This is a genomic window from Serratia sp. LS-1, from assembly GCF_003719595.1.
GTDB classification, from domain to species: domain Bacteria; phylum Pseudomonadota; class Gammaproteobacteria; order Enterobacterales; family Enterobacteriaceae; genus Serratia; species Serratia ureilytica.
Genome location: NZ_CP033504.1, coordinates 1,497,106 through 1,519,744, shown reverse-complemented (window position 1 = coordinate 1,519,744; position 22,639 = coordinate 1,497,106). Strand labels below are relative to the sequence as shown.

Genomic DNA, 22,639 nt, shown 5'->3' with positions numbered 1-22,639 from the left:
TCACAACACAAAAATGTTAACGTTAACTTTTGTGATTAACATCGCATGAGTGATAACTGACAGCTTCATCCATCCGCGAGTTAACGTTAACAATAGAGCTAACTTCACTCACCGGGGCCCTACCCATGAACCGCGAAACGAAAAAATATTACGTGCTGCTCAGCGGCCTGCTGTTCTTCTTTTTCTTCACCTGGTCTTCCAGCTTTTCGCTGATCTCGCTATGGCTGAATCAAAAGATCGGGCTGAAAGGCGCCGAGACCGGCCTGATCTTCTCCGCCATCTCGCTGGTAGCGCTGTGCGCACAGCCGTTGTACGGCTTTATTCAGGACAAACTTGGGCTGCGCAAACACCTGCTGCAGTTTCTCGGCGTGATGCTGCTGCTGACCGGTCCGTTCTTTATCTACGTTTATGCCCCGCTGCTGGCGAGCAGCCTGCCGCTCGGCGCTTTGGTCGGCGGGGTGTTCATCGGCGCGACCTTCTTCGCCGGCATCGGCGCGCTGGAGTCTTATACCGAGCGCGTCAGCCGCATCAGCGGTTTCGAGTTCGGCCGCGCCCGCATGTGGGGCTCGCTCGGCTGGGCCAGCGCCACCTTTGTGGCCGGTTTTATCTTCAATATCAATCCGAACATCAATTTCTGGCTGGCCTCCGCCGCCGCCGTGGTGTTCCTGTTGCTGCTCAGCCAGGTACGCGAGCTGAAGCCGAACGCCATGGCCGGCCTGGCGTTCGGCAAACCGGAGAACCTGCGGCTGCAGGACGCGCTGGCGCTGCTGCGCATGCCGGGCTTCTGGGCGCTGGTGGTGTTTGTGCTGGGGATCAGCGTATACAACGTTTTCGATCAGCAATTTTCTGTCTACTTCGCTTCACAGTTCGCTTCTCGCGCACAGGGCAACGAGATGTACGGTTTTCTCAACTCGCTGCAGGTCTTCCTCGAAGCCGGCGGCATGTTCCTGGCCCCGCTGCTGGTGAACCGTATCGGCGCCAAGCAGGGGCTGTTGCTGGCGGGCAGCGTGATGGCGCTGCGCATGTTCGGTTCCGGGTTGGTCAGCGGCGCCCTGATGATCTCCGCCATGAAACTGCTGCACGCCGTAGAATTGCCAATCCTGCTGATCGCTATCTTCAAATACATCGCCAGCCGCTTCGACAGCCGACTCTCCTCCACGCTGTACCTGGTAGGCTTCCAGTTCATCACCCAGGTGATGGCCAGCTTCCTGTCGCCGCTGGCGGGCTACGGTTATGACCGCATCGGCTTTGCCGACACTTATCTGCTGATGGGCTGCGCGGTCGCCGCCACCACGCTTGTCTCCTGTTTCTTGCTGCGCGGCGAACGCTCCGCCACGGCAACGCCCTTTCCATCCGCCATTAAATCAAGTGAGTCTGTCCAATGAACACTGCTTTAGCTCAAGCCGACCATGCGGTCGAAGCCCTGTGCGCAGAGCGCCGAGACGATTATTATCCGCAGTTCCATCTCGCACCGGCCGCCGGCTGGATCAACGATCCCAACGGCCTGATCTGTATTGACGGCGTCTATCATGCGTTCTTCCAACATCATCCCCATAGCGAGCACTGGGGGCCCATGCACTGGGGGCATGCGACCAGCCGCGATCTGATACGCTGGCAGCGCCAGCCCATCGCCCTGGCGCCCGATGCGCCCTATGACAAAGACGGTTGTTTTTCCGGCTGCGCCGTGGATGACAACGGCGTGCTGACGCTGCTTTACACCGGCCACGTGTGGTTGGGCGAACCCGGTGACGACAGCCTGGTGCGGGAAGTGCAATGTCTGGCCACCAGCGAGGACGGCATACGCTTCGTCAAGCACGGACCGGTACTGGCCCCGCCGGACGGCATTCAGCATTTTCGCGATCCGAAAGTCTGGCGCGAAAACGGCGAATGGTGGCTGGTGGTCGGCGCCAAAGAAAACGGCCTGGGCCAGGTGCGCCTGTACCGCTCTGCCGACCTGCGCGCCTGGCGCTTCGATCGGGTGCTGGCCGGCGCGCAAACGGCGCATCAGGGCTATATGTGGGAATGCCCGGATTTCTTTCAGCTGGGGGAGCAACACCTGCTGCTGTTTTCGCCGCAGGGGCTGGCGGCGCAGGGCTACCGCTACCGCAATCGCTTCCAGAGCGGCTATCTGCTCGGCCATTGGCGGCCGGACGGCGACTTTACGGTAACGCAGCCCTTCTGCGAGCTGGATGCCGGCCACGATTTCTATGCGCCGCAGACCTTCACCGCCGCCGACGGCCGTCGGCTGCTGTTTGCCTGGATGGATATGTGGGAATCACCGATGCCCAGCAAAGCGCACCGCTGGGCCGGCGCCCTCACCCTGCCACGCGAGCTGACGCTGGCCGCCGACGGCAGCGTCCGCATGAATCCGGCGCGTGAACTGGCGGCGTTGCGCCGAGGATCGCAGACGTTGTCGGCGCAGACGCTGACCAATCAGCATCTGCCGCTGACGAACGATATGCAGGAGCTCATCCTGACGTTGAGACCGGCCGACAGCGACGCCGAGCGGTACGGTCTGGCCATTGGGAGTGCGGCGCGGCTGTTCGTCGACAATCAGTCACACCGATTGGTGCTGGAGCGTTTTAATGAACACCCGGCGCTGTGCACCTGCCGCAGTGTGCCGCTGCCGGAGGGTGACATTCTGTCGCTGCGGATCTTTATCGATCGCTCCTCACTGGAGATCTTCGTTAATCAGGGGCAGGCCTGCCTGACCAGCCGCATCTATCCGACGGCGGGCGATCGCCGCCTCAGCCTGTTCGCCGAAGGGGGACGGGCGCTGTTCGAGCCCATCACGGGATGGCAGTTGGCAAGCATCTGGGGGTAATGGGAATGAGCACCGGGCGCGTAGCGACGCCCCCGGTGCGTTTACAGCGAACCACGTTCCAGCAGCGGGCAAGGCACTTTCACCGTATCACGCTGTTCCCGCCGCTCAATCACATGCAGCGCCGCAAGGCGACCCAGTTCATAATGCGGCAGCTGCACCGTCGTCAATGCCGGCAGGAACAGCTCGCCGGTGCCGACCATATTGTCGTAGCCCAGCACCGCCACCTGCTGCGGTATCCGCCAACCTTGCGCCAGCAATACCTGATACGCCAGAAACGCTATCCGATCGTTCCCACACACCACGACATCGCAATCGCGCCGGCCGGCGGAAAAATGCCGCTCCAGCAACGCTACGCAGTCGCGATAGCTTTGATCGCCGGCGCTCAGATCGAGATGATACTGCCGCAGCTGTTCAACATCGCGCCCCGCTTCGCGCCAGGCGCGTTCCAGACCGCGGCGGCGCAGCCCCGCCGCCAGCGTATCCGCCGGTAAATGAATGCACAAAGGCGCGCGATAGCCTTTGGCGATCAGCGTGCGCGCCGCGTCATACTGCCCTTGCTCATCATCAGGAATGTAGCTGGCGATCGAATGCGCCGGGCTGACGCAGTTGGCCAACACCAGCTTTTTGTCCAGCAGTTTGGCCGGCAGCGTCACCTCACGCAGTCCCATCGTGGTGAAGATCACCCCATCCGGCCGATGCGCCAGCAGCAGATCGACGGTCTGTTCGGCGTTGTCGTCGGCGAACAGGTTGACGACGAAGCTGTTCCAGCCGCGCTCGCGCGCGGTTTTCTCAATCGACAGGATCATTTCCACCGAGAACGGCGTCGTGGCGGTGTCCAGCGCCAGCACGCCGAGCGTCTGCACGCGATTTCCGTCACCGCGAATACGCCGCGCCGACAGATCCGGCACATAGTCCAACCGATCGATAGCTTGTTTGACGCGGCGGTAGGTTTCCGGCCGCAGCTTGCCGGGATCATTGATGGCGCGGGACACCGTCATCAACGAGACTCCGGCAAGTTTTGCGACGTCTTTCAGCGAAGCCATGCGCCCTTCTTTATGATTAATGGGAAAAAGTGAATAATCCCATAACCGAGCGCAGGACTCTACTCTGCGTTAACGGGGTGTGATGTCCGCCCACAGGATAGCGCTGTCGGCCCTTAACGGCGCCACGTCGCCCCCCGCCGCCGATGCCGTCCACCAGACGCCCTCGCGCGCGCTCAGTTCGCCGCCCCCCGGCAGCGACCAGAGCCCGCTCAGCACATACAGCACCCCCGCCCGCCCCGGCGGCAAGGTTAGCGGCTCGGCGCTGCGTTGCACCTGCGCCGCTAGCCGGCCGCGGCGCGTCATGATGTTGAAATCCTGACTGGCGCCGCCCAGCAGCGTCGCTTCCAGCGCCACGTCGCCGGAAAAGGCGAACGGCTCCCCGATACGCGCCAACTGATGGTCGATATGCCCGGCGCTGAACAGCCGCACGCCGTCGCCTTCCAGCAGCGTGATCGAACGGTCAATGCCCGCAAAGGCGGAAAACGGCCCGTCCTGCGCGATGGTGGCGATGCTGGCGCGCCAGTCGAAATCCGGCTCGCCCGGCGGCCAACTGACGATTTCACGGGTTTCCCCGCCGCCGTTGCGCCACGGGCTGACCGGCAGCCCAGCGAAATTAAAACGGGTCAGGCTCATCACGCCTCCTGCTGAAAGGTTTTCAGCACCTGCAGGAACTCGGCGCTGCTCTGCTGCTGCAGCGCGTGCCGCCCCTGCTCGATCACCTGTCGGCCGCCGACGAACACGTCGCGAATTTGCTCTTTGCCGCCGGCGAACAGCCAGCGGTTGAGGATCGAGGCATCCGGCGCCGCCGCCAAATACGGATCGTCGCCGTCCAGCACCAGCCAGTCGGCGCGATAGCCGCTCTGCAAGCGGCCGATCGGCGCGCCACACGCCTGCGCGCCGCCTTGCAGCGCCTGGTGATACAGCACATCGCCCACCGCCGATTGCTGCGGTGTCGTCAGGCGATTGCGGCGCTGATCGCGCAGCCGCTGCCCATATTCAAACCAGCGCAGCTCTTCCACCACGTTGAGCGAAACGTGGCTGTCGGAGCCGATGCCCCAACGCCCCTGCTGCTGCAGATAGGCGTCGCCGGGGAAAATGCCGTCGCCGAGGTTGGCTTCGGTGGTCGGGCACAGGCCGGCCACCGCGCGACTGCGCGCCAGCGCTTCCAGCTCATCGCGATCCAGATGGGTGGCGTGCACCAGGCACCAGCGCTGATCCACCGGCAGATGGTCATACAGCCAGGCCACCGGTCGCTGCCCGCTCCACGCCAGGCAGTCGTTCACCTCTTTTTGCTGCTCGGCGATATGAATATGCACCGGCAAGGTGCGATCCGACGCGGCCAAAATCTGTTGCATCTGGCCAAGTTCCACCGCGCGCAGCGAATGGAAACACAGACCGTGATTCTGCAACGGGCGATCCGCCAGTTGGCGAGCAATCACCTGCTGCTGTTGCAGATAGCTTTCGGCATCCTGGATAAACCGTTTCTGCCCCGGCTGGGCCGGCTGGGCGCCGAAACCGGCGTAGCTGTACAGTACCGGCAGCATCGTCATGCCGATGCCGGCCTGATGCGCGGCCGCGCTGAGGCGGCCGGTCATTTCACCGCGATCGGCGTAAGGCTTGCCGTCGGCGTCGTGATGCAGGTAGTGGAATTCGGCCACCTGGGTATATCCGCCCTTGAGCATTTCGATATACAGTTGACGGGCGACCACCTCCACCTGCTCCGGCGTCAGGCGCTGCACCAGCCGATACATCAGATCGCGCCAGGTCCAGAAGCTGTCCTGCGGGTTGCCCGCCACTTCCGCCAACCCGGCCATCGCGCGCTGAAAGGCGTGGGAGTGCAGGTTCGGCATGCCCGGCACCGCATCGCCGTGCAGCCGGGTGCAGCCTTGCGGTTCAGCGTTGGCGGTAACTTGAGTCAGATAACCTTGCGCATCGACGTCCAGCCGGACGTTATGCGCCCAGCCCTCAGGGAGCAAAGCGCGTGGGGCAAAATAAGCAGGCATGGCAGTATTCCACGGTTGATGTAACGGCGAATGAGGCGCGGCGATGGCGCGCATTCAGGAATTTTTGGCGGTCGCCGGCAAGTTTCTGGCGCGACGGCCACTAGTTGTATATACATATACATACGCCGACATCAACAGTAAACTGGTGTTATTATTTTTTTATTTGACGAGGTTAACGTCGTGGCTGAACAACAGACCGTGTTACAACTGGCGGCTGCAATGAGCGATGCCCCCGCCCCGATCTACCAACGGGTCAAACAGGCGATCGTGAATCAAATTCGTGCGGGGCATTGGCAACCGCACCAGCGCGTGCCCTCCGAAAGTGAACTGGTGGCGGAACTGGGCGTCAGCCGCATGACCATCAACCGCGCGCTGCGCGAGCTGACCAGCGAAGGTTTTCTGATCCGCATGCAAGGCGTCGGCACCTTCGTCGCCGAAGCCAAGGCGCACACCGCGCTGCTTGAAGTGCACAACATCGCCGATGAGATCGCCGCGCGCGGTCATCGCCACAGCAGCAAGATCCTCGAGCTGAAGGCCCGCCCGGCCAGCGAGGAAGAGGCGACGGCGCTCGGCATTCACCCCGGGCAACGGCTGTTCTACTCCCAGATCGTGCATTACGAAAACGACGTGCCGGTGCAGGTGGAAGACCGCTGCGTCAACCCGCTGGTGGCGCCGGATTACCTGAAGCAGGATTTCGACCGCGTCACGCCTTACACCTATCTGACGCAGGCCGCGCCGCTGACCGCCGGCGAACACATCGTCGAAGCGGTGATCCCGACCCGACGTGAACGCGAGCTGCTGCAGCTGGAAGACCACGAACCCGGCCTGCTGATCCACCGCCGCACCTGGTCCGGCAAAACCGTGGTGACCTCGGCCCGGCTGCTGTACCCCGGCAGCCGCTATCAACTGTTCGGCCGCTTCACCAGCGAAGTCTGATCCCCGTCGGGCGCGCCCTGCGCCCGCATCTCCGCTGTCGATCACATCCTGATAACAAAATCTCTCCCGCCTCTTGTGACATCCCGGTGAATGCGTTAGGTTGTTTTTAATTGTATATACAACCATGTGGGAGCTGCGGCTCCGGCGGAGGAAAGCAATGACGTCTGAGATTCACTGTGACAGCCTGTGGCACGGCGCCGATATCGTCACCATGCGCGACGGCAAATATCACACCCTGACCGACGGCGCGATCGCCGTACGCGACGGCAAGATCGTCTGGATTGGCGAACATGCGGCGCTGCCGCCCGGCCTGATCGCGGACGAAACGGTGAAATTCGACGGCGGCATCATCACCCCCGGCTTTGTTGATTGCCACACGCACCTGGTGTTCGGCGGCAACCGCAGCGGCGAATTCGAACAGCGGCTGAACGGCGTAAGCTACGCCGACATCGCCGCGCAGGGCGGCGGCATCATCTCCACCGTGAAAGCCACCCGCGAAGCCGACGAAGCGCTGCTGCTGGAACAGGCGCTGTTCCGCCTGCGTCCGCTGCTGGCGGAAGGCGTCACCTGCGTGGAAATCAAATCCGGCTACGGTCTCAGCCCGGAAAGCGAGCTGAAAATGCTGCGGGTGGCGCGCAAACTGGGCGAGCTGCTGCCGGTCGAGGTGAAAACCACCTGTCTGGCGGCCCATGCGCTGCCGCCGGAATACGCCAACCGCGCCGACGACTACATCAATCTGGTCTGCGATACCATCATCCCGCAGGCCGCCGCCGCCGGCCTGGCGGATGCGGTTGACGCCTTCTGCGAACATCTGGCGTTCTCACCGGCGCAGGTGGAGCGAGTCTTCGCCGCCGCCGAAGCCGCCGGTTTGCCGGTCAAACTGCACGCCGAACAGCTCTCCGCCCTCGGCGGCAGCACGCTGGCGGCGCGCCATCACGCGCTCTCCGCCGACCATCTCGAATACGCCACCGAGCAAGATGCCCGCGCCATGGGCGACGCCGGCACCGTGGCGGTGCTGCTGCCGGGCGCCTACTACCTGCTGCGTGAAACCCAATGCCCGCCGGTAGAGCTGTTCCGCAAACACAACGTGGCGATGGCGCTCGCCAGCGACGCCAATCCCGGCACGTCGCCGGCGCTGTCGCTGCGCCTGATGATCAACATGGCCTGCACGCTGTTCCGCCTGACGCCGGAAGAAGCGCTGGCGGGCGTCACGACCCACGCCGCCAAAGCGTTGGGGCTGCAACACAGCCACGGCACGCTGGAAACCGGCAAGGTGGCGGACTTCGTTCACTGGCCGCTGTCGCGGCCGGCGGAACTGGCTTATTGGTTGGGCGGCCAGCTGCCCTGTACGGTGATTTTCCGAGGAGAAGTACGTCAATGACCATTCGCGATCCTTTTAGCTTCCAGACCGGCAGCCTGCCGCTGCTGATCAGCATCCCGCACGCCGGCACGCAACTGACGCCGGCGGTCGAGGCCGGGCTGACCGACGACGCCCGCCCGCTGCCCGATACCGACTGGCACATTCCGCAGCTGTACGACTTCGCCCGGGCGATGGGCGCCAGCGTGCTGGTCGGCAACTATTCGCGCTTCGTCATCGATCTGAACCGCCCGGCGGATGACAAACCGCTGTACACCACCGCCACCACCGGTCTGTATCCCGACGTGCTGTTCGACGGCCGCCCTAGCTTCCTGCCGGGCAAAGCGCCGACGGACACAGAACGCGCCGGCTATCTGCAGCAAATTTGGCAACCTTATCATCAGCAGCTGCAGAACGAGCTGGCGCGCCTCAAAGCGCGGCACGGCTATGCGTTGCTGTTCGACGCGCACTCCATCGCCTCGGTGATCCCGCGGCTGTTCGACGGCAAACTGCCGGATCTCAACCTCGGCACCAACGGCGGCGAAAGCTGCGCCCCGGCGCTGAGCGATCGGCTGGTCGCCTGCTGCAAGCAGCAACAGCAGTACACCCACGTGCTGAACGGCCGCTTCAAGGGCGGTTACATCACCCGTGCCTACGGTCAACCGCAGCAGCAACAGCATGCGATCCAGCTCGAGCTGGCGCAGGTCAACTACATGTCCGAACAGTATCCTTTCGCGTTCGAACCGCAGCGCGCCGCCTCGCTGCAGCGCCTGCTCAAGCAGATGGTTGAAAGCCTGTTGGACGGTGCCGCCAGGCTGAACTGATCCCCCTTTACAGGCGCCGCCGGGCGCCTGTTTTTCTCCTGCCTTTAACCGCAACGCCAGCGGCAATCTGCGCGCTATATCAAAGTTTCGCGTGATTCCCCGCTAACTGGTCCAAACAGCGCACAAAACAGCGGCCGACGAAAAACGCACTGCGCCACAATCAGCCCAAAAGCCCGTGTTCATCGTCAGCACCGGGCGGCCTGTGGCCAACTGGCCCGTTTCGAATATCTCTCTGGAGGCCCTATGTCTGTAACACCGTTAAACTGGCGCGCTGCCGGCGCCGTCGCCGAACAACTGCTGGCCGGCTGGCAACGGCGTGGCGAACCCGGCGGCGCCATCACCCTGTTTGACGCCGAACAACTCCGCGCCACCGCCTGCGCCGGCCTGGCCGATCTGGCGCAGAACACCCCCTTCACCGCCGACAGCGTGGTGCGCTACGCCTCAGTGACCAAGCATATCTTCGCCGCGCTGGCGCTGAACGCCACCGATCGCGCCGTTCGGCTGGAACAACGCCTGGGTGAACTGCTGCCCGCCCTGCAGCCTGCGCTGGCGGACGTCACCGTCGGCCAGGCGCTGGACATGACCGGCGGCCTGCCTGACGTGCGCGAGACGCTCGGCCTGCTCGGCATCTCGCTGCATGCCGTCAGCGAGGCGCAGCCGGTGATGCAGTTTGTCGAGGGGCTGGAAAGGTTGAACTATGAGGCCGGCAGCGAGATCGCCTACAGCAATACCGGCTATCGGCTGCTGGAGGCCGCGCTGCGCAGCAAAGGGTATGATTTCGACCAGTTGGTGCAACGGCATATCGCCCAGCCGCTGCAGGTGCAGATGCGGGCGCCGGAAAGCTGGTTCGACGTGGTGCCGGGGTTGGTGCCGGGTTACTGGCGGGCGCCGCAGGGCTGGCAACACGCCAGCGCCGGCCTGCACCTTTCCGCCTCCGGCTGCCTGACCGGCAGCGTCAACGCCCTCACCCGCTGGCTGCAAACGCTGTTGGCGGACCAAGGCCCCGGTCAGGGCGTGCTGGCGCAACTCAGCGCGCCGCGCCGCCTCAATCAGGGCCAACTCAGCGCCTATGGCCTGGGGCTGGCGCGCACGCCGCTGGGCCGCCGCAGCCTGCTGGGCCACGGCGGCTCCCACGCCGGTTACAAAACCTATTTCCTGCTGGCGCCCGACCGTCAGGCCGGCGTCGCGCTGGTGGCCAACCGCGAAGATTGCGACAGTTTCGGCATGGCTTTGCAGGTGATGGCAGCGCTGCTGGGCGAACCTTTGCCGCAGCGCAGCACGGCGATCCCCGACGGTCTCTACGCCACGCTGGCGGAGCCGCACTGGCTGGAGGTCAAAGACGGCAACCTGGCCTATCTGGGCAGCGATGAACCGCTGTATCAAGGGGAGGACGGGTACGCGGTGTCGCTGTCCGCCCATATGCCAATCAAATTGAAGTGGACCGGCGAAGCGGTCGAGGGCGAGGTCGGGCATGTGGCGCGCCGTTTCCTGCCGGTCACGGCCAACGGCGACTGCCTGAAGCATGTGCAGGGGCTGTGGTACCACCCGCACTATCGCACCGCCTTTGAAATTAGCGGCAATCGGGTGCATATCGGCGTCGGCCCGGCGGCGCAGACCGGCACGCTCAGCCCGCTGGGCCAGGGCCGCATGCTGGTGGAGTGCCAGGACGGCCCGTGGTTGAAACGCTTTTGCCTCTATTTCCGCGGTTACAACGTGGATCTCATCGCCAACCGCAGCCGGATGCTGACCTTCCGCCGCAGCACCGTCGGCCGCGACTGACGATCAGCGCGCGCTGTCGGCTTTGACCGCCAGCAGCGCATCCGCCAGCCGCCGCTTGTCGGCGGCGCTGAGATTCACCTGTTCCACGGACGCCATAAACGCCGCCCGATCCGCCGCGTCAAGCGGGCCGGCGCGCAGCCGCGCCGCCAAACGCTGCAGTATCCGGCTGCTTAATTGCCCGATCTGCACCCGCACCTGCGCCAGCGGGCGCGGCTGCCAATCGCTTTCCGGGCTCGCCAACCAGTCGGCGCGATAGCGGTACTGAATCGCCTTGGCGGCGTCCATCTGCGCGGTGATAAAAGGCCGTACCGACGCCGGCTCCAGCCCCAAACGCCCCGCTTCCGCCTGCGCGTTGGCCAACACCTTCGCCTCCTGCGCCAGATCTTCGATCGGCAAATGCTGCTGCGCCTTGTAACCGGCCACGTCTTTCATCAACGACAGCCGTTGGTTCACCAGCTCGCCGATAGCGGCGCCACCGTCCGCCAACGCCGGAAAACTGGTCAGGCAACACGCTATCAATAACGCCCTGAACATGGCGCCTCCCTTATGATGCAGTGAAAAGGTCAGGCGCCAAGTTCACCACGTCAGCCCCGCGCCGGCAAATAAAAAAGGCCCCGCCGCAGCGAGGCCCGATGAGACCCAACCGGCGTTAATCGAACACGCCGTTGATGACGGAAGCCACAATCGCGGTGCTGAGCGCGACCAGCACCAGATCGTCGCCGGCGATGCGCCATTCATAACCCGGATACTGCGGCAGTTCACGCAGCATCGAAGACGGCACCATTTTTTTGGCGATGCCCGGCGGCAGCGGTTTGCCGCGCGCCAGATTCTTGGCGATGCCCGGCGGCAACGAGCGGTAGCCGGTCAGCCCGTAGGTGTGCGCCAGCGAACGGGCGCGGTCGCGCGAGAGGCTGACGGAAACCAGATTGTCGTCGTTTCTATAGTCTCTATAGTCGCCTTTATCTTTGTTGCCGTGATTGCCGTTGTTGCCGTTGTTGCCGTGGTTACCGTTATTGCCGTGATTGCCGCTGTTGCCATGCCCGTTGCCGTTGCCGTTACCATTGCCGCCTTTGTCGGCCATGGCCGGGGCGGATGACAACCCCAGCGATGCAATCAGTGCCAACACCGTGAGAGTCGTACGACGTTTGTTCATGTTGTGTATTCCTGCGTGGGGGACTCTGTTTACTATAGTTGGCCTTTTCCGGGCAAAGTATAAGGAAAACTCCGAGATGACAGTGCGGTTTTACGGCATTCGCGCCACTCTCTTGTTTTAGCGCAAAACGCCTCGAGAATTCCGAAATCTACCCCCGATTTTTCTTGAAGAAAAATAAGCCTTCCGCTAGCGTGGGACGGTAACAAAAAAGAGTTAGCGTGCTCTTTTTCGTCGCACCTCAAATCTTATTCTTATCATCCAGAATGATAATATCGAACACTTCCCGCCTTTCCGTGCGGGATTCTTTTTCCCACCGGCGTCGCTCCTATTTGGTGCTTTATGTTGAGATTTCGTTGCCGATAATTTACATTCGCTGTCTGAGAAACCTTAACCTCCCGCGGTGGCCAGGCTGGCAACGGGTGGGCGTTCAGGAGCAAAAGACGTGCAAATGACCCTCATGGAATACATCACTCGGCACTTTAACGGCGATCTTCATCGTTACGCGCAGTCGGAAGGCGTCAGCCGTGAACAAATCATTAGTTGGATAAATAATGAATGTCACGTGATCAAAGGCAGGCTGTTTATGCCGGTGAGGCATCTCCCGGTAGAACAAGCCCAGTGATGACGAAAAAAAACCCCGCCAGGCGGGGTTTTCTGTTTCTGATAACACGGAAAATCAGAAGTTATAGCCGACCACCAGGTAGTAACCCCAACCGGTAGACTTGATCGGGCCCTGCGGCGTGCCGATCTCCGCGCCATCCTGCCACTGGCCGCCGTTATGGAAGTAACGCGCCACGAAAGAATAGTGCCAGTGATCGTAGTTCAGCGCCAAAATATGGCTGGAGGCGATAGAATTGCCGGTGCGCACCTGTTTGCCGGTGCCGTCAACCCAATGGCTGTCCTTGCCAAGATCGGAACCGAAGTCGAAGTTGGTGAAGCCGATGTAGCTCAGATTGCCGCCCCACACCTGGGTCAGCGGCACGAAGTATTTCACCTTAAAGCGGTAACCGTCCCAGCTGTTCTCGTTGGCAGCCTGGTAGTTTTCCCACTGGTATTTGGCATAGATGTTCATCGACAGGCTCATCGGCAGGCCGGTGTCGATATCGGTACCCAGGCCCATGTACCAGGTGTTCTGACGGCCGTCGGCGTTATGGCCCAGGTCATAGATGTAGTTGTTGGCGAAGTACCACTCTTTGAACGGACCGAAGCTCAGATCGGTGCCGGTCAGCTTGTCGATGGAGAAGCGCGGTTCAATCTCCATAAACAGCGGGGAGCCTTTGTCCCAGATGCCGCGGTCCGGGGTATTGCCCACGCCGAAGAACTTCGGCACGTCAACGTAGCCGTAGAAATCGAACCAGTCTTTCTTGGCGAAGGCTTCGTATTCGAGATACACGTCGTTATTCAGTTGCGGCCCGAAACGGGTGTGGTAGCTGCCCACCACGTTAACGCTCTGGTGCCACCAGTCGGAGACATATTGACTGTCTTTGCTATCAGCCATTGATGATGCACTGTAAGACGCTGCGAGCAGTACACCTGCTGCGAGAGCTATTTTTTTCATTTTATTACCACATGCTTAAAGGGCCATTTCCTGCCCGTTTAGAAAAGATGACAATGAGTCTGTCGACACCTGGCGTTGTCTTCACACAGAAACTCGGATGACGCGCGCATTATAGAAACCACTGACTGTAAGAATCTGTGATCCAGTTACGCATTTCGCGAATAGGTAATCGATTGCGTTCACATTTGTCAAATTATGTTTCATGCAAATTCACATTCGCTGTGATTTTTGTCATGTGTCGCGTTTTTTAGCGCAGTTTTTAAGCCAAATGACATCAGGGCGTCATCACGAGGTGGAAAAGAAAAAGCCGACGCGCAAGCGTCGGCCTTCATCAGCATCAGGAGAAAGTGCGGAACGTGAAATCAGCTTACCGCCGGCACCGCTTTGGCGATGTTTTCCTGGCGGAACGCCACCTCTTCACCGTTTTTGACCTCCCAGCTGGCGACCGGAATATCGGTTTTGGGCGCCGCCGCGACGACCGAACCGTAAATCAGCTTGTCATCGCGGCGCAAAATATAAACATCGAGCTGATATTCATGCCGCAAATTCGCCGTGGTCAGGCGCACGGTATCGCCGCGCTCATAATGATGCACGTCGATTTCAGGCTGCTGAATAAATTGAATGTCACTTCTCATTGTCGTCGTTCCTTCAGGCAACATGGCTAGTTAAATTCTAGTTCAACATTGCGGCGATGGCGGATAATTTCCGTTAATTTCCGCGAGTTGCCCGCCAACAGATCAGCGAACCCAGGGTAACCATCGCCACGCCCTGCCAGAAATTGACGGTCAGCGAGGTGTGCAGCACCAGCGCGGCGAACACCGCCGACAGCACCGGGGTAAAATAGGAGACGGTCGCCAGCAGCGTCATGTTGCCGTGCAGAATGCCGACGTTCCAGGCGGCATACCCCGCCCCCATCGCCACCCCGGCGCACAGCAGCGTCACGGTCACGCCGACGCTGAACTGCATGCCGCTTTCCGCGCTGAAGGCGTACTTCAGCCACAGCGCCAGCGCGGTCAGCACGATAAACAGCACCACACCGTTGCTGCCCTGGGCGATCTTCTTGGTCAGGTTGCAATACAGCGCCCAGATCACCGCGCCGCTGAACGCCAGCGTATAGCTGAGCGGATTGCTGCGCACGTTGGCCAGCATCTGCGCCGGTGACCAGCCGCCCTCGCCGCTCATGATCCAGCCGATGCCGAACAGCGACAGCAACAGCCCCGGCAGCAGCCACCATTTCGCCTTTTGGCCGTTGAGCGCCAGCGCCATCAGCACGGTGAAACAGGGCCACAGGTAGTTGATCATGCCCACTTCTATCGCCTGCAGGCGGGTATTGGCGTAGCCGAGCGACAGCGACAGGCAGATCTCGTAGCTGACGAACAGCAGGCTGCCGACGATCAGGTAAGGCCGCGGAAAGCTGCGCCATTTCGGCACGCCAAGCGCCACCAGCAAAAACACCGCGCTGACGCTGTAGATCATCGCCGCGCCGCCGACAGGCCCCAGCCCTTCGCTGACGCTTCTGATCAGGCCAACGACGCTGCTCCACAGCACGATGGCCAACAAACCGAACAGCGTGGCACGGGTACGCGAGGGCAAAGCGGGCATAAGGCAGGTCCAATAGGTTATTTTTTATCAGGTTTTTCACTCTACTGCCGCACGTGCCAAAAAGAAAGGCGGGAAACTCCCGCCTGTGAATTTATTGCTGCGGTTGCCGCTCCAACTGCGGCGGCGGCTGGCGAAAGCGTCGGGTCAGCCAGGCCAAATAGCCGAAGCCCAGCGTCGCCCAGATAAGCCCCATGGTCAGCGAGCTTTTCTCCAGGTTCAGCCACAGCACCCCCACCGTCAGCGCCCCCACCAACGGCAGGAACAGGAAGTTGAAGCGATCCTTCCAGCTTTTGTTGCGCCCTTCGCGAATAAAGAAGTGGCTGATCACCGACAGGTTAACGAAGGTAAAGGCCACCAGCGCGCCGAAGTTGATCAGCGCCGTGGCGGTCACCAGATCGAATGACAGCGCCGACAACGCCACCAACCCGACCATCAGTACGTTCAGCGCCGGCGTACGCCATTTGGGGTGGATATAGCCGAAGAATTTCTCCGGGAACACGTTGTCACGCCCCATCACGTACAGCAGGCGCGACACGCTGGCGTGCGACGCCAGGCCGGAGGCCAGCGTGTTGATAAAGGTCACGCACAGGAAGATCGATTGGAACAGCTTGCCGCCGACGTACAGCGCAATCTCCGGCAGTGCGGCGTCGGGCTGATGAAAGCGTTGAATGGACGGGAAAAACAGCTGAATGAAGAACGACACGCTGATAAAGATCACCCCGCCGTACAGCGCGGTCAGGAAGATGGCGCGCGGGATCACCTTGGCGGCGTCGGGCGTCTCTTCACACAGCGTGGTGACTGCGTCAAAGCCGAGGAACGAGAAGCACAGGATAGTCGCGCCGGTAATGATCGGCAGCAGGTGCGCATTCTCGCTGAGGAACGGCCGCAGGCTCCACACCGTGCCCATCCCCTCGCCGTTGTGCAGGCCGCGTACCACCAGGTAGATAAATACCAGAATGATCGCCACCTGCGCCAGTACGAACAGGGTATTGAAGTTGGCCACCAGATTGACGCTTTTCAGGTTGATGGCGGTGATCAGAATCACGAAGCCCACCACCCACACCCAGGGCGGCACCTCCGGGAACAGCGCGGTCAGGTAGATCTTGGCCAGCAGCGTGTTGATCATCGGCAAGAACAGATAGTCCAGCAGCGACGACCATCCCACCAGGAAACCGACGTGCGGGTTGATCGCCTTCTGCGCATAGGTGTAGGCGGATCCGGCGGTGGGAAACTGGCGCACCAGTTTGCCGTAGCTGATGGCGGTGAACAGCACGCCGGCCAGCGCCAGCAGGTAGGAGGTCGGCACATGGCCGTCGGTGAGGCCGGAGACGATGCCGAAGGTGTCAAACACCGTCATCGGCGTCAGATAGGCCAGGCCCATCATCACCACCTGCCACAGCTTGAGGGATTTGCGCAGCTGCGGTTTGCCCGCCTGGCCGCCGTCGATGGCTTTAGTCGTCATGGCATTTCCCCTTTTGGTCCTCTGCTGTCAACCGTGCAACGTCATTCAGAGAGGCCGCAGGGAAACTGCTGCTCAGGCGGCGGTAAAAACGGGTTGGGATCGCTGTCGGGCGGCCGGCGACCGGCCCGTCGGCACTGCGGCACAGGCAAACGTCTGCGCAGGGGGATGACTGAGTCATGGTTATTTCCTCGTCGGCGTCCTGTACGCCGTGATAGAAGAAATTCTGTACCGCAGCGCGCAGCCTCGCCGGCCACAGGAGAGCCGATGAAATGCGCCGGACGCGCGCGGTAGTCACAGGGTGAGCGGGATCAGGCGTTTTTCAGCATCCACTCGATCTCGGTTTCGGTGATCAGGCGCTCAAACTGCACCAGCTCATCGGTTTTGCAGGCCAGGTAGACATGGCTGAAGCGTTCGCCCAACAATGCATTGAGCACCGGCTGATGTTCGAACTCGTACAGGGCGTCGCTCTGGCGGATCGGGAACGGCAGCCCGTCCTGCTCCAGCCCGTTGCCGGTCACCGGCTCAGGCAGCGGCAATGCGGTTTCCAGGCCGTAGACGATGCCGGCCAGAATGGTCGCCATCACCAGATACGGGTTGGCGTCGGCGCCCGCCACGCGATACTCCACCCGGTGGTTATCGCGATCGCCGCAGGGAATGCGCAGCGCCACGGTGCGGTTGTTATGCCCCCAGGAGGCCTGGGTCGGCACATACATGCCGGGCTGGAAGCGGCGGTAGGCGTTGACGTTCGGCGCCAGCAGCGCCATCGAGGACGGCATCAGGGCGATCATGCCCGCCAGCGCCTGTTTCAGCAGCGCCGAATCTTCGCCGTCGTCATCGGCGAACACGTTGTCGCCTTGCGCATTCAGCATGCTGATGTGCACGTGCATGCCGCTGCCGGCGTGCTCCTCATACGGCTTGGCCATAAAGGTCGCCTGCATATTGTGGTTCTCGGCCACCATGCGCACCAAGCGCTTCAACGCCAGCGCATGGTCGCAGGCCTGCAGCACATCATCGGTATGGTGCAGGTTGACCTCGAACTGCCCCGGCGACGCCTCCGCCACCGCGCCGTCCGCCGGAATGCCCTGCAAGCGCGCCAGTTCGTCGATCTCGCTCAGCACGTCGGCGAAATGATTCAGGTTATCGACGGAGTACACCTGGCTTTGGGTGTTGCGCTCCTGGGTCCCCGGTGCGCACGGCGGCTGCAGATACCCCTCCGCATCGCGTTGACGATCGATGAGATAGAACTCCAACTCTACCGCTACCACGGGGGAGAGCCCGCGCTGACGCAAACGCTGCCACACTCGGTTCAGCACATTGCGCGGTTCAACGTCAAAGGGAGTGCCATCTTCATCCAACATGGTGAGCAGCACCTGCGCGATATATTGCGGATCCGCCGCCGATGGCGTCAGCGTGCCCGGTACCGGCACGCACACGTGATCCGGCTCGCCCAGCTCCTGCCCCAACCCGGCTTCTTCCACCACGTTGCCGAGAATATCCATCGCAAATACCGACGCCGGGAAGTAACAGCCTTTTTCCAGCTTATTCAGACCGCCGACCGGGATGCGTTTGCCGCGGAAGCTGCCGTTCAGATCGGTCAACAGGACGTCGACATGTTGGGTTAACGGATAACGTTCCAGGTACTTCTTCACTTCGCGCTGGAACGCGCTACTTCGTCTCTCTTCACTGTGCTGAACAAAGTTTTCCACTTCTACGATGTTGGTCTGCATGGTTCACCCGCCGTTTGTGTTTTGCTGTCGTCGATGTTTATTGACCGTATTGTTCAATATAATGCCCACAATTGAAACGTAGATGAAACAAATTTGTTTTGCAAGTGTTACTTTTGGTTTGAATATTGGCCAATCGACTGCTAGATTTATAGAATATTGAACGAAATCGGCGGTGGAGAAGCTTATCGTTCATAATTTCGAACGTACCAAGGGGATAGCATGGACAATATATTTAACAGACCAGTCATTGGCGTCGTCATGTGCAGGTATAGGTTAAACGGGCACCTCACACAGACCTTGCAAGAAAAGTACCTGAATGCCGTTATCACCGCCGGCGGCTTGCCGATCGCCCTGCCGCACGCGCTGGCGGAGCCGGAAATGCTGGCAGAACTGCTGCCGCGCCTCGACGGCATTTTGCTGCCGGGCAGCCCCAGTAATGTGCAGCCGCACCTTTATGGTGAAAACGGCGATGAGCCTGACGCCGATCCTGGCCGAGACGCGTTGAGCCTGGCGCTGATCCGCCAGGCATTCGACAGGCGCATTCCCCTTTTCGCCATTTGCCGCGGCATGCAGGAGATGGTGGTCGCCACCCAAGGCACCCTGCATCGCCGCCTGTACGAACTGCCCGAGCTGCTGGAGCATCGTGAAGATCACGACCTGCCGCTGGAACAGCAATACGCCCCCGCCCACGAAGTCATCGTTCAGGAAGGGGGGCTGCTTTCGCAACTGATACCGGATTGCAACAGATTCTGGGTGAACTCGCTGCACGGCCAGGGCGCCAAAACCCTGGGCGCGAGCGTTCGCATCGAGGCGCACGCCGCCGACGGGCTGGTGGAGGCGATCAGCGTGCGCGATCAGCCCTTCGCGCTCGGCGTGCAGTGGCACCCGGAGTGGAACAGCGACGAGTATGCCCTATCGCGCCTGTTGTTTGATGGTTTCATTACCGCCTGTCGGAACTATCAAAAGGAAAAACGCCCATGAGCGACGTCAGCTTGGCACCGGGAAAACGTCTGTCGCAGATCCGTCAACAATTAGGGTTGTCGCAGCGCCGGGTCGCCGAACTGTCTGGGTTAACCCACAGCGCCATCAGTACTATCGAGCAAGACAAGGTCAGCCCGGCCATCAGCACGCTGCAAAAGCTGCTGACGGTATACGGTCTGTCGCTGTCGGCGTTTTTCGCCGAACCGGAAAAACCGGCTGAGCCGCAGATCGTGATAGACAGCGACGACCTGATCGAGATCGGCAGCCAGGGCGTATCGATGAAGCTGATCCATAACGGCGATCCGAATCGCACGCTGGCAATGATGATCGAGACCTACGAACCGGGCACCACCACCGGCGAGCGCATCAAACACCAAGGGGAAGAGATCGGCACGCTGCTGGAAGGCGAAGTGGTGCTGCAGGTCAACGGCCAGAGCTATCACCTGCAGGCCGGGCAGAGCTACGCCATCAATACCGGCATTCCCCACAGTTTCAGCAACACGTCGGCGCGCATTTGCCGGATTATCAGCGCCCATACGCCGACGACATTCTGATCAACGGAGCCAGGCATGAACTTTCACCATTTGCAGTATTGGCAACAACGGGCGCAGGCCCTGAAGATTGAGCACCAGCTGTTTATCGACGGCCGCTACCAGCCGGCCGCCGCGGGGAAACGTTTCGCCGTCGAAGATCCCGCCGGTCGCCGTGAGCTGGCGCAGGTCGCGCGCGGCGAAGCCGCCGACATCGATCGGGCGGTCAGCGCGGCGCGCGCCGCCTTTGAACGCGGCGACTGGGCCCAGGCCGTGCCGGCGCAGCGCAAAGCCACGCTGCTGCGCTTCGCCGAGCTGATGGAACAGCATCACGAAGAGCTGGCGCTGCTGGAAACGCTGGACACCGGCAAACCGATTCGTCACAGCCTGCGCGACGACGTGCCGGGCGCTATCCGCTGCATCCGCTGGTACGCCGAAGCGATCGACAAGGTGTACGGCGAAATCGCCCCTACCGGTCGCGAGGCGCTGGCGCTGATCGAACGCGAGCCGATCGGCGTGGTCGGCGCCATCGTGCCCTGGAACTTTCCGTTGCTGCTGGCCTGCTGGAAGCTCGGCCCGGCGCTGGCCGCCGGCAACAGCGTGGTGCTCAAACCCTCCGAAAAATCGCCGCTGAGCGCCATCCTGCTCGGCAAACTGGCGCAACAGGCCGGGCTGCCGGACGGCGTGCTGAACGTGGTGCCCGGCTACGGCCACGACGCCGGCAAGGCGCTGGCGCTGCACCGCGACGTCGACGCCCTCACCTTTACCGGCTCTACGCTGGTGGCGAAACAGCTGATGATTTACGCCGGCGAATCAAACATGAAGCGTGTCTGGCTGGAGGCCGGCGGCAAAAGCGCCAACATCGTCTTCGCCGACTGCCCGGATCTGGATCAGGCCGCCCGCAGCGCCGCCGCCGGCATCTTCTACAATCAGGGGCAGGTGTGCATCGCCGGCACTCGCCTGCTGGTCGAAGCGAGCATAGAGCAAGCGTTCCTGCAGGCGCTGCGCAAACACGCGGCGGCTTTCGTGCCCGGCGATCCGCTCGATCCCGACACGGTGATGGGAACGCTGATCGACAGCGGCCACTGCGAGAAAGTGGCCGGCTATATCGATCGGGGGCTGAGCCAGGGCGCCGCGCTGTTCCTCGACGGGCGCGACCATCCGCAGGGCGACCACGCCGGTTATCTGGGGCCGACCATCCTCACCCAGGTGGACAATGCCATGAGCGTGGCGCGCGATGAAATCTTCGGCCCGGTGCTGGCGGTGACGGCGTTCGACGACGAGCAACAGGCGCTGCAGCTGGCCAACGACAGCGACTACGGCCTCGGTGCCGCGGTCTGGACCCGCGATCTGGCGCGCGCGCACCGCATGGCGCGCCAACTGAAGGCCGGTACGGTGTTCGTCAACAACTACAACGACGGCGACATGACCGTGCCGTTCGGCGGTTACAAGCAAAGCGGCAACGGCCGCGACAAATCGCTGCATGCGCTGGACAAATTCACCGAATTGAAAACCACCTGGATATCGCTGGAATAAGGGCTTACATCATGACTGAACACGTAAAAAGCTATTATGCGGCCACGGCCAACGCACATCAGCCCTATCCGCAACTGAATGAATCGATCGAATGCGACGTCTGCGTGATCGGCGGCGGCTATACCGGCCTCTCCTCCGCGCTGTTCCTGGTGGAAGCCGGTTACAACGTGGTGGTGCTGGAAGCGGCGCGCATCGGTTTCGGCGCCAGCGGCCGCAACGGCGGTCAGTTGGTCAACTCTTACAGCCGCGACATCGATGTGATTGAAGAGCGTTACGGCGCGGAAAGCGCCCGCCTGCTCGGCAGCATGATGTTCGAAGGCGCGGAGATCATTCGCAGCCGCATCAACCGCTACGCCATCGACTGCGACTACCGCCCCGGCGGCATCTTCGCCGCCCTGAACAACAAGCAGTTCCATGCACTGATCGAGCAAAAACGCAACTGGGAGCGCTACGGCAATACCCAGCTTGAGCTGCTCGACGCGGACCGGGTGCGCCAGGAGATCGCCAGCGATCGTTACGTCGGCGCGCTGCTCGATCACAGCGGCGGCCACATCCATCCGCTCAATCTGGCGCTGGGCGAGGCCGAGGCGATTCGCCTGCAGGGCGGGCGCATCTTCGAGCAATCGGCGGTGACGAACATTCGCCACGGCGAACCGGCGCTCATCAGCACCGCCAATGGCCAGGTGAAGGCGCGCTTCGTCATCGTCGCCGGCAACGCCTATCTGGGCGATAAGCTGGAGCCGCGGCTGGCCAAGCGCAGCATGCCGTGCGGTACCCAGGTGGTGACCACCGAACCGCTGGCGCCGGAGATAGCGCAGGCGCTGATCCCGCAGAATTACTGCGTGGAGGACTGCAACTACCTGCTGGATTACTACCGCATCACCGCCGATCATCGTCTGCTGTACGGCGGCGGCGTGGTGTACGGCGCGCGCGATCCGGACGACATCGATAACCTGATCCGGCCGAAGCTGCTGAAGACCTTCCCGCAGTTGAAAGGGGTGCGTATCGACTATCGCTGGACCGGCAACTTCCTGCTGACGCTGTCGCGCATGCCGCAGTTCGGCCGGCTGGAGAATAACGTGTACTACATGCAGGGATACAGCGGCCACGGCGTGACCTGTACCCATCTGGCGGGCAAGCTGATCGCCGAGCTGATGCGCGGCGACGCCGAACGCTTCGACGCCTTCGCCAAGCTGCCGCACCTGCCGTTCTTCGGCGGACGCAATCTGCAGATCCCGTTCACCGCCATCGGCGCGGCCTACTACACGCTGCGCGATCGCATCGGCGTCTAAAACAACAGGCCCAGTCATGATGGCCGGGCCTG

The 22,639-nt window shown here is 61.8% G+C and carries 21 protein-coding genes; 11 read left to right on the top strand and 10 right to left on the bottom strand.

Annotation, left to right across the window (positions count from 1 at the left end):
• The first annotated feature begins 125 nt into the window (after nt 1-125).
• Nucleotides 126-1,385, top strand: coding sequence for an MFS transporter (locus tag EDY99_RS07465; RefSeq protein ID WP_046898547.1), 1,260 nt, complete (start codon nt 126-128; stop codon nt 1,383-1,385).
• Nucleotides 1,382-2,824 carry a glycoside hydrolase family 32 protein gene (locus EDY99_RS07460; RefSeq protein ID WP_116286389.1) on the top strand — a complete coding sequence of 481 codons (1,443 nt, stop codon included), beginning with the start codon at nt 1,382-1,384 and terminating at the stop codon, nt 2,822-2,824. The genes EDY99_RS07465 and EDY99_RS07460 overlap by 4 nt, the downstream gene beginning before the upstream one ends.
• A gap of 41 nt (nt 2,825-2,865) precedes the next feature.
• On the opposite strand, the gene EDY99_RS07455 is transcribed toward EDY99_RS07460, so the two are convergent.
• From EDY99_RS07455 to EDY99_RS07445, 3 genes are all read right to left on the bottom strand, one after another.
• Nucleotides 2,866-3,867, bottom strand: coding sequence for a LacI family DNA-binding transcriptional regulator (locus EDY99_RS07455; RefSeq protein ID WP_033642823.1), 1,002 nt, complete (start codon nt 3,865-3,867; stop codon nt 2,866-2,868).
• Between the two features lie 69 nt (nt 3,868-3,936).
• Complete coding sequence (locus EDY99_RS07450; protein ID WP_123061639.1) at nt 3,937-4,500, bottom strand: HutD family protein; 564 nt, start codon at nt 4,498-4,500, stop codon at nt 3,937-3,939.
• Nucleotides 4,500-5,870 carry a formimidoylglutamate deiminase gene (locus EDY99_RS07445; protein ID WP_046686930.1) on the bottom strand — a complete coding sequence of 457 codons (1,371 nt, stop codon included), beginning with the start codon at nt 5,868-5,870 and terminating at the stop codon, nt 4,500-4,502. The genes EDY99_RS07450 and EDY99_RS07445 overlap by 1 nt, the downstream gene beginning before the upstream one ends.
• 180 nt (nt 5,871-6,050) lie before the next feature.
• Between EDY99_RS07445 and hutC the strand changes: the two genes are divergently transcribed.
• The 4 genes from hutC (at nt 6,051) to EDY99_RS07425 (ending at nt 10,766) form a co-directional block, all read left to right on the top strand.
• Nucleotides 6,051-6,806 carry a histidine utilization repressor gene (gene hutC / locus EDY99_RS07440; protein WP_063989639.1) on the top strand — a complete coding sequence of 252 codons (756 nt, stop codon included), beginning with the start codon at nt 6,051-6,053 and terminating at the stop codon, nt 6,804-6,806.
• Nucleotides 6,807-6,963: 157 nt separating this feature from the next.
• Nucleotides 6,964-8,187 carry an imidazolonepropionase gene (gene hutI, locus EDY99_RS07435; protein WP_123061638.1) on the top strand — a complete coding sequence of 408 codons (1,224 nt, stop codon included), beginning with the start codon at nt 6,964-6,966 and terminating at the stop codon, nt 8,185-8,187.
• Nucleotides 8,184-8,987 (top strand): N-formylglutamate deformylase, encoded by an 804-nt coding sequence (gene hutG, locus EDY99_RS07430; RefSeq protein WP_072627742.1) that lies wholly within the window; start codon nt 8,184-8,186, stop codon nt 8,985-8,987. The genes hutI and hutG overlap by 4 nt, the downstream gene beginning before the upstream one ends.
• Nucleotides 8,988-9,230: 243 nt before the next feature.
• Entirely contained in the window at nt 9,231-10,766 is a 1,536-nt protein-coding gene (locus EDY99_RS07425) for a serine hydrolase (protein WP_123061637.1), read from the top strand.
• Between the two features lie 3 nt (nt 10,767-10,769).
• Here EDY99_RS07425 and EDY99_RS07420 read toward each other — a convergent pair whose 3' ends face one another.
• On the bottom strand, nt 10,770-11,300 hold the full coding sequence (locus tag EDY99_RS07420) for a chorismate mutase (RefSeq protein WP_033652093.1): 531 nt from the start codon (nt 11,298-11,300) through the stop codon (nt 10,770-10,772).
• 115 nt (nt 11,301-11,415) lie between these two features.
• A complete protein-coding gene (locus EDY99_RS07415; protein ID WP_123061636.1) occupies nt 11,416-11,919 on the bottom strand; it encodes an anti-virulence regulator CigR family protein in 504 nt (167 codons plus the stop codon).
• Nucleotides 11,920-12,361: 442 nt separating this feature from the next.
• Between EDY99_RS07415 and EDY99_RS07410 the strand changes: the two genes are divergently transcribed.
• A complete protein-coding gene (locus EDY99_RS07410; protein WP_033642811.1) occupies nt 12,362-12,541 on the top strand; it encodes a hypothetical protein in 180 nt (59 codons plus the stop codon).
• 54 nt (nt 12,542-12,595) lie between these two features.
• Here the strand turns inward: EDY99_RS07410 and EDY99_RS07405 are convergent, their stop codons facing one another.
• The 5 genes from EDY99_RS07405 to EDY99_RS07380 all read right to left on the bottom strand — a co-directional run bounded on the left by EDY99_RS07405 (nt 12,596) and on the right by EDY99_RS07380 (nt 18,268).
• On the bottom strand, nt 12,596-13,477 hold the full coding sequence (locus EDY99_RS07405) for a nucleoside-specific channel-forming protein Tsx (RefSeq protein WP_033642808.1): 882 nt from the start codon (nt 13,475-13,477) through the stop codon (nt 12,596-12,598).
• 362 nt (nt 13,478-13,839) lie between these two features.
• Entirely contained in the window at nt 13,840-14,112 is a 273-nt protein-coding gene (locus EDY99_RS07400) for a hypothetical protein (RefSeq protein WP_033642807.1), read from the bottom strand.
• A 73-nt stretch (nt 14,113-14,185) separates the two neighbouring features.
• Complete coding sequence (gene yddG, locus EDY99_RS07395) at nt 14,186-15,079, bottom strand: aromatic amino acid DMT transporter YddG (protein WP_033642805.1); 894 nt, start codon at nt 15,077-15,079, stop codon at nt 14,186-14,188.
• A gap of 91 nt (nt 15,080-15,170) precedes the next feature.
• Nucleotides 15,171-16,541, bottom strand: a complete 1,371-nt coding sequence (locus EDY99_RS07390) for an APC family permease (protein WP_033642803.1) — start codon at nt 16,539-16,541, stop codon at nt 15,171-15,173.
• Nucleotides 16,542-16,849: 308 nt separating this feature from the next.
• On the bottom strand, nt 16,850-18,268 hold the full coding sequence (locus EDY99_RS07380) for a glutamine synthetase family protein (RefSeq protein ID WP_015377637.1): 1,419 nt from the start codon (nt 18,266-18,268) through the stop codon (nt 16,850-16,852).
• Nucleotides 18,269-18,487: 219 nt separating this feature from the next.
• Between EDY99_RS07380 and puuD the strand changes: the two genes are divergently transcribed.
• Genes puuD through EDY99_RS07360 form a run of 4 tightly spaced genes read left to right on the top strand, consistent with a single transcriptional unit; the run spans nt 18,488 to nt 22,607 of the window.
• A complete protein-coding gene (gene puuD / locus EDY99_RS07375) occupies nt 18,488-19,249 on the top strand; it encodes a gamma-glutamyl-gamma-aminobutyrate hydrolase (protein ID WP_025302552.1) in 762 nt (253 codons plus the stop codon).
• Nucleotides 19,246-19,803, top strand: coding sequence for an HTH-type transcriptional regulator PuuR (gene puuR / locus EDY99_RS07370; RefSeq protein ID WP_033642801.1), 558 nt, complete (start codon nt 19,246-19,248; stop codon nt 19,801-19,803). The genes puuD and puuR overlap by 4 nt, the downstream gene beginning before the upstream one ends.
• A 15-nt stretch (nt 19,804-19,818) precedes the next feature.
• The gene (gene puuC, locus EDY99_RS07365; RefSeq protein WP_123061635.1) at nt 19,819-21,315 is read left to right on the top strand and encodes an aldehyde dehydrogenase PuuC; all 1,497 of its coding nucleotides are present in this window, start codon (nt 19,819-19,821) and stop codon (nt 21,313-21,315) included.
• Between the two features lie 11 nt (nt 21,316-21,326).
• Nucleotides 21,327-22,607 (top strand): FAD-binding oxidoreductase, encoded by a 1,281-nt coding sequence (locus tag EDY99_RS07360; RefSeq protein WP_096242173.1) that lies wholly within the window; start codon nt 21,327-21,329, stop codon nt 22,605-22,607.
• The last annotated feature ends 32 nt before the right edge of the window (nt 22,608-22,639 follow it).